This is a genomic window from Granulicella tundricola MP5ACTX9 (assembly GCF_000178975.2).
Taxonomy (GTDB): domain Bacteria; phylum Acidobacteriota; class Terriglobia; order Terriglobales; family Acidobacteriaceae; genus Edaphobacter; species Edaphobacter tundricola.
Genome location: NC_015064.1, coordinates 354,978 through 371,350 on the forward strand (window position 1 = coordinate 354,978; position 16,373 = coordinate 371,350).

Annotated in this window: 13 protein-coding genes; 4 read left to right on the forward strand and 9 right to left on the reverse strand. The window is 61.8% G+C overall.

Annotation, left to right across the window (positions count from 1 at the left end; translation table 11 throughout):
- Positions 1 to 16: 16 nt before the first annotated feature.
- Positions 17 to 1,417, reverse strand: coding sequence for a lipopolysaccharide biosynthesis protein (locus tag ACIX9_RS01450; RefSeq protein ID WP_013578693.1), 1,401 nt, complete (start codon positions 1,415 to 1,417; stop codon positions 17 to 19).
- A gap of 182 nt (positions 1,418 to 1,599) precedes the next feature.
- Complete coding sequence (gene dnaG / locus ACIX9_RS01455) at positions 1,600 to 3,381, reverse strand: DNA primase (RefSeq protein WP_013578694.1); 1,782 nt, start codon at positions 3,379 to 3,381, stop codon at positions 1,600 to 1,602.
- Positions 3,382 to 3,433: 52 nt separating this feature from the next.
- Here dnaG and ACIX9_RS01460 point away from each other — a divergent pair, with 52 nt between their 5' ends.
- The 4 genes from ACIX9_RS01460 (at position 3,434) to ACIX9_RS01475 (ending at position 9,423) form a co-directional block, all read left to right on the forward strand.
- On the forward strand, positions 3,434 to 4,579 hold the full coding sequence (locus tag ACIX9_RS01460; protein WP_013578695.1) for a M42 family metallopeptidase: 1,146 nt from the start codon (positions 3,434 to 3,436) through the stop codon (positions 4,577 to 4,579).
- A gap of 234 nt (positions 4,580 to 4,813) precedes the next feature.
- Positions 4,814 to 5,929: a YXWGXW repeat-containing protein gene (locus ACIX9_RS01465; protein WP_013578696.1), complete on the forward strand. Its 1,116-nt coding sequence runs from the start codon at positions 4,814 to 4,816 to the stop codon at positions 5,927 to 5,929.
- 89 nt (positions 5,930 to 6,018) lie between these two features.
- Positions 6,019 to 6,807, forward strand: a complete 789-nt coding sequence (locus ACIX9_RS01470) for an RNA methyltransferase (RefSeq protein WP_013578697.1) — start codon at positions 6,019 to 6,021, stop codon at positions 6,805 to 6,807.
- A 183-nt stretch (positions 6,808 to 6,990) separates the two neighbouring features.
- Positions 6,991 to 9,423, forward strand: a complete 2,433-nt coding sequence (locus tag ACIX9_RS01475; RefSeq protein ID WP_013578698.1) for a S9 family peptidase — start codon at positions 6,991 to 6,993, stop codon at positions 9,421 to 9,423.
- Between the two features lie 166 nt (positions 9,424 to 9,589).
- Here ACIX9_RS01475 and ACIX9_RS01480 read toward each other — a convergent pair whose 3' ends face one another.
- From ACIX9_RS01480 to ACIX9_RS01510, 7 genes are all read right to left on the reverse strand, one after another.
- The gene (locus ACIX9_RS01480; protein ID WP_013578699.1) at positions 9,590 to 10,231 is read right to left on the reverse strand and encodes a hypothetical protein; all 642 of its coding nucleotides are present in this window, start codon (positions 10,229 to 10,231) and stop codon (positions 9,590 to 9,592) included.
- Positions 10,232 to 10,288: 57 nt separating this feature from the next.
- Positions 10,289 to 10,897, reverse strand: coding sequence for a response regulator transcription factor (locus tag ACIX9_RS01485; protein ID WP_269744685.1), 609 nt, complete (start codon positions 10,895 to 10,897; stop codon positions 10,289 to 10,291).
- Positions 10,894 to 12,048, reverse strand: coding sequence for a sensor histidine kinase (locus ACIX9_RS27255; RefSeq protein ID WP_013578701.1), 1,155 nt, complete (start codon positions 12,046 to 12,048; stop codon positions 10,894 to 10,896). The genes ACIX9_RS01485 and ACIX9_RS27255 overlap by 4 nt, the downstream gene beginning before the upstream one ends.
- 63 nt (positions 12,049 to 12,111) lie before the next feature.
- Entirely contained in the window at positions 12,112 to 12,918 is an 807-nt protein-coding gene (locus tag ACIX9_RS01495; RefSeq protein WP_013578702.1) for an ABC transporter permease, read from the reverse strand.
- A gap of 55 nt (positions 12,919 to 12,973) precedes the next feature.
- A complete protein-coding gene (locus ACIX9_RS01500; RefSeq protein ID WP_013578703.1) occupies positions 12,974 to 13,903 on the reverse strand; it encodes an ABC transporter ATP-binding protein in 930 nt (309 codons plus the stop codon).
- A gap of 99 nt (positions 13,904 to 14,002) precedes the next feature.
- A complete protein-coding gene (locus ACIX9_RS01505; protein ID WP_041596880.1) occupies positions 14,003 to 14,983 on the reverse strand; it encodes a glycosyltransferase family 2 protein in 981 nt (326 codons plus the stop codon).
- A 44-nt stretch (positions 14,984 to 15,027) separates the two neighbouring features.
- Positions 15,028 to 16,347 carry a DNA polymerase Y family protein gene (locus ACIX9_RS01510; protein WP_041596881.1) on the reverse strand — a complete coding sequence of 440 codons (1,320 nt, stop codon included), beginning with the start codon at positions 16,345 to 16,347 and terminating at the stop codon, positions 15,028 to 15,030.
- Positions 16,348 to 16,373 lie beyond the last annotated feature (26 nt).

Genomic DNA, 16,373 nt, shown 5'->3' on the forward strand with positions numbered 1-16,373 from the left:
GTTAGAGCAAGACGGCCTAGCTCTCCAGCCCCGGATGAGACCGGCTCAACTTCCTCAGCCAAGTCCGGGGATGCAGCGCCGGAGGCACATCGAACATGCTCGCCAGAAACGCCGGAAACGTGTCGTGCGCGATCCGCAACGTAGCCGGCAGCACATAGAAGTTCATCACCAGCTCGGATAGCAGCAGGGAAGCCGCCGCCCCATAAAGCCCATACCACTGTGCGACGAAGTAGGTCAGCGCAACCGTAGCCGCCGTCCCCCCCAGGTAGACCGCCGCAAGCTTCTGATGCTGGTTCGTCGCATACATGACCCCGGAACTGGTCGACCACAGCGCATAGAACACCACCACCAGCAGCAGAATCGAAAGCAACTCCCGGCTCGGTGGCACCTTGCCATGCGTCCAGTGGTTCAGCGCCCACGGTCCCCCCAGGATCATCACCGCAATCACCCCCAGCGCCAGGATGATCGCCATCTGGCACGCCCGACGGTGCAGCGTGCGAACCAGCGCAATATCCTTCTGCGCGTAGGACTTTGAGAACTCCGGCTCAAAGCTGGAGTTGATCATCTGCACCATTTGCAACGCTACACGTGACATCGTGCGCGCGGTTGAGAACACCACCACCGCCACCGGCCCCAGCGCGTAGCTCACTGCCATCAGCGTGCCTTGCAGGTTCAGCGCATTGCCCATCGGAAAGCCCATGAACGCCAGCGCAGGCAACGACATCTTTTTAATCTCCGCAAAGCTGGCGTGCTTCCATCCAAAACTGATCCACGGAATGTCATGCCGCACCATCAGCGCCAGAATCACGGTCCCCAGCACATTCGCCACCGCAAACCAGAGCGCCACCGTCCTGGGCCCTTGATGCCTCAGCACCGGCACCAGCATCACTGCAAACGCCGCCAGCGACATGCAGCTCTTCACAAAGCTGCCGTAGGGATAACGTCTTACGCAGCGATAAGCGGACTGCAGCAACTGCTCCAACTGCCCCAGCAGAACAGAGAAACCCAGGTACGCGATGATCCACTTCGTATCGGAATCGCTGATCTCATGCAGGTGAAACAGGCGGCCGACCGGCAACTGATAGAGCAGTACCCCCACCACAAGTCCCGTCACGGTCAGCGCGACGGTAATCATCCACCAGCAGGACTGAAACGCCCGCAACGCCGACTCCCGGTCGTCCCGGGCCACGGCCATCGTCATCTCGTTACCGGCCACAGACCCAAAACCAATATTGGAAAAACTCAGATAGCTCGGAATTGAGTTGATAATCAGCCACTCGCCATAAAGCGGCTCAGACCAGTACTTCAAAAACACGAAGACCTGCACAAACTGGATCACGCTCCCCGCCAGCTTGGAGATCCAGTTTGAAATGAGCCCCAGGATCAGGCGTTTCTTGGTGCCTGCATCCATACTCATCGCGTCGCACACCCTCTCATAACCGAATCCGATTCTACCAACCACCCAGGAACGAACGTCATTCTGCGCGAAGCGGAGAATCTCGGTAGTTGCTTTTGTTGTTGTTTGTTCTTAGCTTAGGACGGCAACAACATATCCGTGCCCCATCCATCGCGCACTTGCGATGGGTGGGACGTAAACCCTCAATGCTCCCGCAACGCCCGATCCACCTTCACCTTCTCCATCATCAGCGTCTCCACCATTGCCTCATCGCCCCGCCGCTGCGCCTCCGCCATCGACATCCTCAACTCCCGCTGCCGCCGCTCCAGATGCCGGAACGCGAGCGTATGAAACGCATCCTCCACCAACTCCACCAGCGACCTCTCACCCGGCCCGGAACTCAACACCTCCGCCAACATAGACCGGCTCGCATCATCCTGCGCCGCATCGATCGGATTCTCCGGCGCAACCCCATGCGCCAGCGTGTCGAACAGCGCCGCCGCCCCCATGCCCTCATACCACTCCGGATGATCCGCCAGCCCATTCGCCGCCCGCACCCTGGCAGCATCCGTCTCCGGCCGCACCAGCGCCTGCAGCAGCACCCGTTCCGTTTCGTTCGCCGGCTCAGCCCGGTGCGCCTTCACGCTTTCGAGCTTCTGCGCCGCCGCCTGTTTCAGCTCCTGCCGCATCAGCGCAGAATCGATCCCCAGCTTCTGCGCCGCATCCGCCGCGAACTCATCCCGATGAATCCTGCTCGGCATCCGCCGTATATGCGGCAGCAGGAAGTTCATCGCCTGCACCTTCGCATCCGCCGTCCGGGCAGGGAACTGCTGCATCGCACGATCGATCAGATACTCCGACTGCCGCTTCGCCGTCCGCAGCGCCCCCATATAGGCCTGGATGCCGTTCTCCCGCACAAACCGGTCCGGGTCCAGCCCACCCTCAAGCGAGATCACCTTCACCTCGAACCCTTCCTCCGTCAGCAACGCAATCGACTTCTCCGCTGCCGTAGCCCCCGCCTGGTCCGGATCGAAGTTCACCACAACCCGCTTCGTAAACCGGCTCAGCAGCCGGACCTGCATCTCCGTAAACGCCGTCCCGGAGGTTGCAATCACGTTCTTGATCCCCGCCATATAAACCGAAATGCAGTCCATCTGCCCCTCGACCAGCAGCGCAAAGTCATGCGCCCGCATATCGGCCTTGGCCTTATCCAGGTTGAACAGCACATTGCCCTTCGTATACAGCGGCGTCTCGGGCGAGTTCATATACTTCGCAATCGGCCGGCCTTTATCGTCGACAGCTTCGAGTGCCCGCGCCGTAAACGCAATCGTCTTCCCCTGCTCGTTCGCAATCGGAAACATGATCCGCTTCCTGAACCGAGCATAAAGCTGCCCGGTCGGATGCCCATCATCGTCCTTCTCGCTGGAGTTGAACAGTCCGCTCGCCCGCAACACGTCATCGCCAAAGTGCGGCTTCATCTTCTCCCGCATATCGTTGAAGTCGTCCGGCGCAAACCCCATCCGAAACTTCGCAATCGTCTCCGCAGTAACCCCCCGGCTGCTCAAATACTCCCGAGCCCCCGCCGCCCCCGGTGACTTCAACATCGCCTCAAAGTACTGTGTAGCCCCCTCATGCAGGTCCACGAGCTTCTTCCGAATCCCCGCCTCCTGCGCGTCTTCAGGCGAGGAAAACTCCCGCTTCGGCAGCGGAATCCCAGCCTTCGCCGCCACAGCCCTGACAGCCTCAGGAAACGAAAGCCCGTCCAGCTTCATGACAAAGGTAAAGACGTCACCCTTCTCATGACACCCAAAGCAATAGAAGTAGTTGTGTGCCGCATTGACGGAGAAGGACCCGGTCTTCTCCTTATGAAAAGGACAAAGCCCCGAGTAGTTCTGAGCCCCCGTCTTCCGCAGCTTCACATACTCGCCAATGATCTTGACGATATCTACCTGCGTCTTAACGGTCTGTGCAAAGTTGTCAGCCATGAGCTTCAATCAAGTTTAGCGGACCTTGAATCCTGAATGCTATCCTGCGCCCATGAAGACTTTTGCCGCGCTGGCCCTCCTCCTCGCAGCTTCTCTCGCCTCAGCCCAGCAGCCAGACCGCACCCTCACCCTCCTCCAGCGCCTCGCCGACGCCCCCGGACCTCCCGGCGCAGAGGAAGCCGTCCGCGCCATCATGGTCCCTGAGATGAAGCCCTTCATCACCGAGCCCCTCCGCTACGACGGCACCGGCTCGGTCATCGCGCAGCAGGGAACCAAGGGCCCCCGCATCATGATCGACGCCCACATGGACGAGCTCGGCGGCATGGTCCGCCGCGTCACCCCCAACGGCTTCCTCACCATGCAGATGCTCGGCGGCTGGCTGGACCAGGCTCTCGTCGACCAGCGCTGGATTATCATCGGCTCCAAGGGCCCCGTCCACGCCGTCACCGGCATCCGAGACATTCACATCGTTCCCGCCGAAGAGCGCACCCGCGTCTTCTCCCGCGACTCCCTCTACCTCGACGTTGGTGCCAAGAACGCCCAGGAGGTCTTCGCCATGGGCGTTGAGGCCGGTGACCCGGTCGTCCCCGACTCGCCCTTCACCGTCATGAACGGCACTCAGAACTACCTCGGCAAAGGCTGGGACGACCGCATCGGCTGCGCTGTTCTCCTCGAAGCCATGCGCCGCACCTCCGCCATGCCGCACCCCAACCAGCTCTTCTACGTCGCCACCACGCAGGAGGAGGTAGGCCTTCGCGGTGCCAAGGCAGCCTCCCAGCTCGTCAAGCCGGACATCGGCATCGCCATAGAAGGCGGCATCACCGGCGACACCGCCGGAGCCCACCCGGAGGAGTCCCAGGTCAAACTCGGCGCAGGCCCCGGCATGTTCCTCTACGACTCCAGCACCATCCCCAATCGCAAGCTCGTAGCCTTCACCCGAGCCGCGGCCAGATCCGCCAGCCTTCCCCTTCAGGCAGACCTCGTCCAGGGCTACGGAGACGACTCCGCCGAGATGCAGGCCTCCAGCGGTGGCACCCCCACCATCAACCTCGTCGTCCCCGTCCGGTACACCCACTCCCACAACGGCATCGTCAACCGCCAGGACTTCGATCGCACCGTAGACCTCGTCGTCGCCATGCTCATGAAGCTGGACGCCGCCGCCGTCGCCGACCTGCGCGACTTCACCCCCAAACCCTAAGGCAACCTTGATCGAATCCGCTTTGAAAGGGCGGGACTTCAGTCCCGCCATAAAAACAACGCCACGACTCCGGCTTTAGCCGCTGAGGGAGGTCGAAAGGGAGGGCACTTTCGCCTGTTTCCACACCAATTCTCTCGAAGAAAAAAGAAAACTTCCTCAGCCTCGTCGGGTTCCAACTGAGGCAGCCACAAGAACCGCCCCGGCCACAAGAGCCGGTCAGAAAGAGGAACAAACATGATCTCCCTGAGCCCCTTCCGCAAGCTCGTCATCGCTGCATCCCTCGTCGCAGCCCCTGCCGTCTCACACGCCGGCATCTTCATCTCCGTAGGCTTCGCTCCCCCCGCCCTACCCGTCTACGCCCAGCCCATCTGCCCCGGCGATGGCTATCTCTGGACCCCCGGCTACTGGGCCTACGCGCCCTCTGGCTACTACTGGGTCCCCGGCGTCTGGGTTCAGCCGCCATCGGTCGGTGTTCTCTGGACGCCCCCGTACTGGGGCTTCGCCGGTGGAGTCTATGGCTTCCATGAAGGTTACTGGGGTCCCCACGTCGGCTTCTACGGTGGCGTGAACTACGGCTTCGGCTACGGTGGCTCGGGCTTCTACGGCGGACGTTGGGATGGCGGACACTTCGCCTATAACACCGCCGTCATGCACGTCGGCGGTGGCTTCCGCAACGTTTACGTCGACCGCACCGTCATCGTGAACAACAACAACTTTAACCACGCCAGCTTCAACGGCGGCCCCAACGGTGTCAACGCCCGCCCCACCCCGCAGGAGGCGCAGTTCTCGCATGAGAACCATATCGCCCCCACGTCCATGCAGCAGAGCCACTTCCAGGCCGCGCAGCAGAACCGGGCCAACTTCGCCTCGGCCAATGGCGGTCATCCCCAGAACGCAGCCTTCCAGCGTCCCGGCATGACCCAGGGAGCGGTAGCAGCCCGCGGCGCAACCCCCGTCGTCGGCGGCAACCGCAACGGCTTCGGCACCGCCAACGAGGTCAACACCCGCCAGGGCAACCAGCAGGCTCGCGTCAACCAGGGCATCCGCTCCGGCCAGATGACCCCCGGCGAGACCCGCAACGTGGAAAACCGTGACGCCAGCATCAATCGCCAGGCCAACGCAGACCGCGCTGCCAACGGCGGACGTCTCACCGGCCAGGAGCGCGGTCAGATCAACCAGCGCCAGAACAACGTCAGCCAGTCCATCAACAATGACAAGCACAACGCCAACAATGACGCAGCAGCCGGAGCCCGAAACGGCGCAACCCCCGGCCAGGAGCGCGGCGCAGCCCGCGGACAGGAGCAGCATGACGCCCCCCGTGGCGGCGGCGGTGAGCACGGTCACAAATAAAGCTCACTCAGAACATCGGGTGCCCCATGTCTCGCTCCTGAGACATGGGGTTTTTCTTTGGTACCAGCAACGCCCCATAAAATAGCCGTATGCCCCAAGGTCCCCCCGCGCTCGACTCCACCATCGACCAATCCCGCGTAGTAGTCGTCCTCGTCCGCGCCCGCAACCCCTCCAACATCGGAGCCGTCGCCCGAGCCATGCACGACCTCGGCTTCGCCCATCTCCGCATCGTCAATGACTTTCCCGTCCCCTTCGCCGCCGCGAAATCCGCCGTAGACGCCTCCTCTGTCCTGGCCGCCGCCACAGAACCCGCCTCCGTCGCAGAAGCCGTAGCCGATTGCACCCTCGTCCTCGGCACCACCGCCGTCGGCGAACGAGCCCTCCAACACCCCCTCCAAACCCTCAATCAAGCCGCCGCCACCGTCCGCCAGACCCTCCGCACCGACCCCGCCGCCAAGATCGCCCTCCTCTTCGGATCAGAAAAAACCGGCCTCTCCAATGAAGAGCTCAGCCACTGCCACGCCCTCCTCACCATCCCCATGAACACCCTCACGGCGGATCATCACCTCTCCATGAACCTCGGCCAGGCCGCCGCCGTCTGCCTGTACCAACTAGCCCTCGGCGACGAAACCCTCACCCCACCCGCACCCCCCACTGAAACCCCAGCCGCCGCCGCGGACCTCGAGCGCCTGACCTCACTCCTTCAGCAGGTTCTGGACGACTCCGGCTACACCCGCCGCCATCCCGCCAACTCCCGCGAGCCCAACGTTCGCCGCCTCGTCCGCCGCATGGCCCTCAGCGCAGACGATGCACCCGTCTGGACCGGCATCCTCCGCCAACTCCTCCACGCCTTGAAACCCGGGAGCGAAAAGCCCTAGCTGGTAGCTCACGGCTGATAGTTGACAGCTGGAAGAACCCCGCCCGAACCAGCAAGCCACCCAACTTCCACCCTCAGATATCACCGAAATGTAAACTAACTCCATTCCAGCTTCGTCACCATATCGCCACGCAACAAATCCCACCTCACCCCGCTTCTCCCAGCGGCCGGAGATCCTCTCGACATGCATCCTTTGAAGCACCTGTCTGCCGCCCTCCTCACCTGCACCCTCACCTTTGCCGCCGCCCAGCAGGCACCCCGCGTCTACACCGACGCCGACTACGCCCAGGCTGAAAAGTTCATGCCCTACAACACCAACCCTCTCGTCATGCACGCGGTTGAGAACCCAACCTGGCTCGCCGACGGACGCTTCTGGTATCGCGATACCGGCGCCAAGGGCAACACCTTCATGCTCGTAGACCCGGCAAAGTCCGCCAAAGCCCCCGCCTTCGACCAGGCCAAGCTCGCCTCCGCGATGAACGCCCTGGCCCTCTCCAAGAAGACCATCTCGCCCGATCACCTCCCCATCACCAACTTTGAGCTCAAGGACGCCGACAAGACCGTCCTCACCACCCTTGCCGGCAAGCGCATCTCCTGCGATCTAGCCGGCGACGGCGTCTGCAAGGAACTCGACCCCAAGGAAGCCGGAGCCCCAAAGACCGGCCGCCGGGGCAAAGCCATGGGTGGCGTAGACGTCTCGCCCGACGGCAAAAAAGCCGCCTTCATCCGTGACTGGAACCTCTGGCTCCGCGACCTCCCCACTGGCAAGGAGACCCAGCTCACCACCGACGGCATACCCAACTACGGCTACGCCACCGATAACGCCGGCTGGTCCCACTCGGACAACCCTATCCTCGTCTGGTCGCCGGACTCCAAACACATCGCCACCTTCCAGCAGGACCAGCGCAAGACCGGCGAGCTCTACCTCACCAACGTCACCAACGGCCACCCCACCCTCACCACCCTCAAGTACCCCCTCGTCGGCGATAAAGACGTCACCATGATCGAGCGCGTCGTCATCAACCTCGAAGGCAAAGACTCGGACAAGTCCAAACTCGTCCGCCTCAAGATGGCTCCGGATCAGCACCGCTCCACCCTCTGTGACGACATCAGCTGCCGTGGCGGCAGCGGCTGGGACGACGTCCAGTGGTCCTCGGACTCCAAAAACCTCGCCTTCGTCTCCACCTCCCGCGACCACAGGCAGGAGTGGATGCGCATCGCCAACCCCGCCACCGGAGAGATCCGTGAGGTCATGGGCGAGACCGCCCCCAAGTTCTTCGAGAGCGGCAACGACAAGGTCAACTGGCACTATCTTGCCGCCACCAACGAGCTCCTCTGGTTCTCCGAGCGCGATGGCTGGGGCCACCTGTACCTCTACGACACCAACACCGGCAAGCTCAAAACCCAGATCACCCACGGAAACTGGAACGTAACCCAGGTCCTCGTCGTAGACGAAAAAGCGCGCGTCATCTACTTCCGCGGCGTCGGCAAAGACCCCAACGAAGACCCTTACTTCCAGAAGTACTACCGCGTAGACTTCACCGGCGATAACCTCGCCCTCCTGACGCCCGAGCGTGGCGACCACACCGTCACCCCCTCGCCGGACAATCACTACTTCGTAGACACCTGGTCCACCCCTACCGACCCTCAGGTCACCGTCGTCCGCGATTTCACCGGCAAGATCGCCGTCTCGGTCGCCCATGAGGACATCACCCGCCTCAAGGCCACCGGCTGGATTCCCCCCGTCCAGATCATGGTCAAAGCCCGTGACAACGACACCAACATCTACGGCCTGCTCTTCCGCCCCACCAACTTCACCACGGACGGCCACTACCCCATCATCAACCACGTCTACCCCGGCCCCCAGACCGGCTCCTGCGGCTCCCGCAGCTTCTCCGCCGCGCACGGTGACATGCAGTCCCTCGCGGAGCTAGGCTTCATCGTCGTCTGCATCGACGGCATGGGAACCCCCTACCGCTCCAAGGCCTTCCACGAGTTTTACGCCCACGATCTAGGCGACGACACCATCCCCGACCAGATCGCAGGCATGAAGGATCTCTCCACCCGCTACCCCTGGATCGACATGGACAAGATCGGCATCTACGGCCACTCCGGCGGCGGCAACGCCACCGCCTCCGCCATGTTCCACTTCCCGGACTTCTTCAAGGTCGGCATCGCGGAGAGCGGCAATCATGACAACCGCAACTACGAAGACGATTGGGCAGAAAAATGGGCCGGCCTCGAGATCAAAAACCCCGATGGCACCAGCAACTACGACTCCCAGGCCAACCAGAACTGGGCCAAGAACCTGAAGGGTCACCTGCTCCTGGCCCACGGCACGATGGATGACAACGTCCCCCCCACCAACACCCTCCTGGTCGTCGACGCCCTCATCAAAGCCAACAAGGACTTCGACCTCCTCATGATCCCCAACGTCCATCATGGCTACGCCGAAGCCAGCCAGTACATGACCCGCCGCCGCTGGGACTACTTCATCCGCTACCTCGCCGGCGCAACCCCGCCCCACGAGTACAAGATGAAGGACTACGCCGCCGTCCAGGCCGCCATGTCCGGCAACGGCCCTTCTGATAACGAAACCGCCGACCCTCAGCCTTAGAGATAAGAAGAGGCTCTCACCCCCCTACGATCGTCATTCTGAGCGAAGCTCAGAACCTCCGTATTGGCCGTTGCAGTTGCCTGTTCTTCTGTCCTCGCATCGCAATCCCACCACAAAAAAGGTCCGGGCCCCCAAAGGCCCGGACCCGCAATCCCAAACAAAAAACCTACTCCACAACCTTCCCGTCCGCAGAGCTAGCCGGCCTCGTAGCCCGTCCAGGCCCACTCGTCACTGCCCAGCCGCTCGTAGTATTCGTCAAAGTAGCGGAAGCAGTCTTAGGCCCTGAAAGCTGCGCGGCGACCCCCGGGAAAGCCGTCTGAGTCTCAGCCGCGGTAGCCCAACCCGGAGCCCCCGAAACCTCATACGTATACCCCACAGTCGTGGTCGCCCCCGGCTTGTCCGTGGTCGGCGTAGAGCTGTCGATGCTCTTCACACTCGGCTTGCCGTAGCAGAAGTTCCCCGCACCCGGCTCCTGCGTATCGGGCGTCCAAGACCCCCGCCCCTTGTCCGAGATGTCATAGTTTGTCACCTGCTTCGAAGCCACGATGAAAACCTTCTTCTCTGCGGTCGTACGCATCAGCAGGCCCTGATCGACCAGCGCGTCATACCCCTGCGTCTTCGTCGTATCGGACGTATCCGCCTGCACCGGAAACTTCACCGAGTCCGTCCACAAACAAGCCGGACGGCTCGAGTAATACGTATTGATCGCCGACGTGTAATTGATCTTGTTATCCGCCGTCTTCTTACAGCCCGCTGCCGCCAAAAGAGCCACGCAGCTCCCAATCGCCATCATCCGTTTTGCATTCATACGTTTAGCTCCCAAACTGCACCTGCCATGGGATGCCAAACAAGCCTCAACGGTTATTTACAGCCAGCCCTTCGCCCGGGCGATCCTCGCCGCATCCACCCGATTCGCCGCCCCCAGCTTGCTGATCGCCTCGGAAAGATAGTTCCGCACAGTACCTTCAGAGAGCCGCAACTCCCCCGCAATCTCCCCGCTCGATCGCCCCTCACCCGCCCTCTGCAGGATCTGCCGCTCCCGATCCGTCAGCGGATCGGCCTCCGCGCTCCACGCCTCCGTAGCCAGCGCCGGATCGACCACCCTCAGCCCCCGATGCACCCGCCTCACCGCATCCGCCAACTCGGAAGCAGGCCGATCCTTCAGCAGATACCCACTCGCCCCCGCATCCAGCGCCCGCCGCAAATATCCTGGCCGAGCGAAGGTCGTCAGGATAATCGCCTTCACCCCCGGTCGACTCACCTTCAGCGCCCCCGCCACCTCCAGCCCCGTCATCCCCGGCATCTCGATATCGGTCACCAGCACATCCACGCCCGTCTGCTCGGCCGCCTTCAGCGCCTCACGCCCATTCGCAGCCTTCGCCACGACAGCGATATCCGGCTCCAACTCCAGCAGCGCCGCCAGCGCGCCCAGCACCATCGCCTGATCCTCCGCCAGCACCACCCGTATCTTCACTGGCCCACACCCGTAACAGGCGTATGCGGAATCTCCACCACCAGCCGTGTCCCCGCCTCCCACTCCACGCTCAACCGCCCTCCAAGTCCAACAACCCGTTCCCGCATCCCTCTCAACCCATTCCCCTCCCGCACCGCTCCCCCAGCCGACCCATCATCCGTCAGCTCCATCAGATCGAACCCATCCGCTGTCCGCCCAAAGCGCAAAGTACACCGCGTAGCCCCTGCATGACGCACGATATTCGTCACCGCCTCCCGCACCGCCAGCGAGAGCACCGTCTCCTCCTTAGGCCGCAATGACGGTGGAGCCGAATCACACTCCAGCACCACTCCCGCCGCATCCAGCGTCACCCTGGCCTGTTCCACCTCCGCGCTCAACCCCTTCGCCCGGTATCCCCCAATCGCCTCCCGAACCTCCGCCAGCGCCGTCCGCGCCGTCTTCTCCACCTCGGCAATCTCCACCGCCGCCCGCACGTCATCGCGCCCCATCAACCGCCCCGCCAGCTCCGCCTTCAGCACGATCACGGACAGCGTATGCCCCAGCACATCGTGCAGATCCCTTGCGATCCGTTCCCGCTCCGCCACCGCCGCCAGTTCGACGTTCTCCTCCTGCGCCCGCCGCAGCTTGCGGTCAGCCCGCTTCTGCTGTGCCACAAAGATATTGCTCACCCCCACCACCACCGTGAAGAATCCCGTGATGATGTAGTTGATTCGATTCCCCGGAAGCAGGTAGCCTTCAATCGCCATCGTGCCAGACTCAACCACCATCGTCCCCAGCAGCACTGGCAGAGAAGCCACGCTGAAAGGCAGCATCGCCGCCACGTAGATGAAGAAGCACGAAGCTCCGGGATTCGCTGGCATCGTAAAGATTCCCAGCACAAAGAAAGCAATCAGAATCCCAATCCGTACTCTGGTGGCGATGAACTCCACGTAAGCAACATACAAGCCCACAAAAAACACATAGATCAGCCCCTGCCGCAGCCAGTACCCGGCATCCCTCCGCATGATCGGCTCGATAAAGAAGAAGATGGAGTAAGCCAGCCAGATATAACTCGCCCCATCATGCTTCTTCTCCTCGCACTCCCGCGCAACCCCAAGCCCATACAGATCCCCCGGCAGCTCCAACCCCTCAACCCGCTCACGCACAGCCATCACATTCACCTATCCCCGCCAGTGTACTCACTGACAACTGAGAACTGACGACGAAGAACTCAGTTACGCATCCTGCTCCGCCCGCTGAAACACTGCCCAGCAAGCCCCCAGCACCAGCAGCGTAAACCCCGCCAGCCCTTCCCAATGCCCAGCGGTAGACCCAATCTGCTGATACCCAAAGATCGTCTCCATCAGTTGCGAGAGATGGCACGCCGGCAGATAAGGCGCAATCGGCCGCAGAAACTTCGGCAGATACTGAATTGGAATCCAAAGCCCGCTCATAAACGACATAGGCAGATAAATGAGGTTGATGACACCTGAAGCCGCGTTTGGCGGCACCAGCAGTGCAATCAACAGCCCCAGGGCCGCAAACGGAATCGACCCTGCAACCGTCATTCCCAGCACCATGACCACTTCGCGCCCAGTCAGATGAACTCCCCCAAACGCCACCGCCAAACCCATCAGCAAGCTGACGATGATCAACCCAAACGCTTGAGCTGAAATGCATTTCGACACCAGGTACGCCATCGCCGGCATGGGGCTTGAGCGCTTCAACTCCAGCCATCCCAGCGCCCGCTCGGACGCCATCCCCACCCCAACCCCAAACAGCGCCGCACCAATCACGCCGAACGCCGCATAGCTCGCCAGCATATACTTCGCAGCGTCCATCCCGTCCATCTCATGGCCCTTGTTCGAGAGTCCAAACAAGACGTAAAACATCACCGGAAACCCAATCGTCGAAAGCGAGAACGTCTTCGTCCGCGCCAGCTTCAGAAACTCGTACTTCGCTTCCTTCACGAAGATCTGTACCGTCCCGCCAAACGTCCGCTCAGTCGCAACAACAGAATGTGTAACAGCAAGAGTAGCCATCTCAATCTCCTCGTAACAAAATCGGTTACAGATTTCGTGGAACTTCCTAACCCGCCTAAACTCGCTTGGTCGTCAACGAAAGAAACGCCTCTTCCAGCCCCGGACTCACCACCTCGAGCCCCGAAAGCCCCTCGTCAAACGCAAACATCTTCCGCAGCACCGCCTCCGCATTGCCCGCCGTCACGCACGTCCAGCCATCCGTCTGCTCCACGTCGATCACGCCCGGCAGCGTCCAGATCTGCGCTGAACTCAAGGCCGTCCTGCACCGAATCCGTTTGCTCGCCGTCTGGCTCTTGATCTCGCTCGGCGTCCCCTCGCTCACCACGCGCCCCTTATCGATCACCACGATCCGGCTCGCCAGCGCATCCGCCTCTTCCAGGTAGTGCGTCGTCAGCAGTACCGTCCGCCCTTGCGCCGCAAGTTCCCTTACCTGCACCCAAAGCCCGCGCCTCGCCTCGATATCCATCCCCACCGTAGGCTCATCCAGGAAGATCACCTCCGGGTCTCCACACAGCGCCAGCCCAAACAGCAGCCTCTGCCTCTGGCCGCCGCTCAACTGCTCAAACAGCCTGTCTTCAATTCCGGAGAGTTGCGCGATCCGCACAATCTCCTTCACCGCCAGCGGCTTCGGATAGTAGCTCCGGAACAGGTCGATATGCTCCTTCACCTTCAGCGTCTTCGGCATGCTCGCCACCTGCAGCATCGCGCCAATCCGCGTCCGCGTCGCAGCCAATCGAGGATCGCGCCCAAAGATCGTGACCGTCCCTGTCGTCGGCGCGGAAAGCCCCAGCAGCAGCCGCACCGCGGTCGATTTCCCCGCGCCATTCGCCCCCAGCAGCGCCACAATCTCGCCTGGATAGAGCTTCAGGGAAAGCCCATCCAGTGCCGTTACGCTTCCATAGTTTTTCGTCACATTTTCAAGCGAGGCCACCGCCTCACCCGTCCTGCTCACGCTCTCAACCGCTTCCATCTCCGCTGTCGGCATCGCCTTCTCCTTGACTTACAAGAAGAAGTCTCGCCCCACCCAAAGCAGAAGATCAGTGCCGCTTGTCAGCAATCGAAGATGACGTTTGTCACCCCCACGCTAGCGCCGCAGCCGGCCGAGCACTCCTTGCGCCAGCGGCCGAAGCAAGGACTTCGCACGCTCCAGCAGTGTCGCCGGCGTCTCGATCGTTTCGCCCGCGCGAAAGCGTTCCAGCATCGCCTTGCCCCCAACCATCCCGGCCCATGATTGAAACAGCGGGACGATCTCCCCGCGTTCCTGAGGCGTGAACTCCTTACTCGCCGCGGAAAGATACCGTTGGAAGTTCGCGCCGGCCGCCTCCATAATCCACGCCGTGTCCGCCATGCCGCACCGTTCCGCCGCCGCCGGAATCACCTCACGGAAGATCCTCTCTTCATCGCGAATCCACATCCCCAGCCGCCGCCGGAACTTGTCTCCGTCATGCCCCACCCGGTAGCCACTGATCAACTCATGCTCATAAACAAAGCTGCCGAACGGCGCCATCTGCAGAAACAGCCCCCAGTCCGCCAGCGATTCCAGCGACCCCAGAATCGGCCCCGACTTCATATAAGCCTCACGTTTCAGCGCAAACGCCGCAAAGCTGACCTTCGGCCCATTCTTCTGTGAGATCAGCGTCGCCGGAGGCTGCTCCACCTTCGGCACGCTCAGCATATAGTTCGTGCTCACGGTCTTGCCTGCGGCGTCGATGTTCTCCCAGCCAGTCCGCACTAGCACCGCATCCGGCTGCCTCATCGCACCTCTCTCCAGCACCTCGCAGAAGTTCGGCCGAGCCACATCGTCGCTGGAAAGCAACGTGATCCAGTCACCCGTCTGGCTCGTCAGCGTGAAGTTGTACTGACCCGTCAGGTTCACTCCAGGCGGAGGCTGCACCCCACGAACCTTACCCGCATACCTCCGAATAATCTCCGCCGTCCCATCCGTGCTGTAGTGGTCGGAGATCACAATCTCATCCGGCGGACGAGTCTGCTGCAGCAGGGATTCAATCGTCTCTACCAAATACTCCGCCTGGTTGAAGGTCGGGATGCCAACTGAAAATCGCAATGGAGCCATGCTTTCTTGTAGCAGTAAATGCACGTCTTCGTCAGCTACATATACTCCACGCCGTACTGAACTGGGATCTGCGTAAACGCAATCCGAGTCGGAGCCGTGTCTCTCGCCGGCAGCATCCCCGCAAAGTGCAGCGTCGTATGCCCATACTTCAGGTTCAGCTTATCCATCGTCTTGGAAAGGTCCGCACGATTATCCGGATCGCCAAACAACGAAGCCTGATGCTCATCCTCCGGAATCAACTCCCGCAGCGTCACCCCAACAAAAAAAGGCCGTTCAAACTCTTCTCCCCTGGGCCTCTGCTTCCAAACATTCCGCAGCACATCCAGCAAGCTCAGCGTGTCCTGACAATCCTTGAACCGAGCCTCCATCGCCCACCCCTTGCTCTTGATCCCGCTGGAATGCTTCTTAGCCCCCATCCGCCCCGCCTGCTCGGTCGTCAACGCATACTTGATCGTCACCGTCATCGCACCCGCATAAAACTTCTCCATCCGCAGCCGCATGCTCGCCTTATGCAGCAGCTTGTGCGCGACGCTCCACGCACCTCCATCGCTCCGGAACTCCGGCCCCATCACATGGCTGTGCCCCAGCGACTTCTGCACCTCGCTCGCCACCGGAGCACCATCATCGCCCGTCTCACCGCCTCTCAGCCAGTGATACAGCCGGTCGCCCCACACCGAATCCCACAACCTATGCATCCCCGTCCGGTCCAGCGCCAGCAACTGCTCCATCGTCGTAATGCCCTTGCCGTTCAGCCTCTCCTCGGTCTTCGCCCCCACCCCCGGCAGATCCCGCAGCTCCAGATGTGCAATCGCCCTCGGCAACTGGGAAGGCAGCAGCCCGATCAGCCCATCCGGCTTCTGCATATCGCTCGCAATCTTCGCCAGGTACCGGTTCGGTGCCATCCCAATCGAGCACCGCAGCGTATCCCCCACATCGTCCTTGATCGCCTGCTTGATCTCCAGCGCAATCCGCCGTGCATTCGGCGGCTCACACTCCCGCCCCATCAACTGGCACACCATCTCGTCGATCGAAGGCGTATGCGCCACCGGGCAGCACCGCTCCACCGCCGCCGCAATCTCATGGGAAAACCGCGAGTACTCCGTATGCGACCCATTCACCAGGATGATCTCCGGACAGATCCGCTTCGCCTCGCCCACCTTCGTCAGCGTATGGATACCCAGCGCCTTCGCCTCGTAGCTCGCAGCAATCAGCGCCCCCGTATCGGCCATCGTCCCACACACACCCACCGGCTTCCCGCGCATCTCCGGATGAAGCTGCTGCTCCACAGACGCAAAGAAGCTGTTGAGGTCGATATGCAGAAATCCGAACCGATCGGGTTGGGGCACATCACTCACCCCACCATTCTATTCGCCCCGTCTTC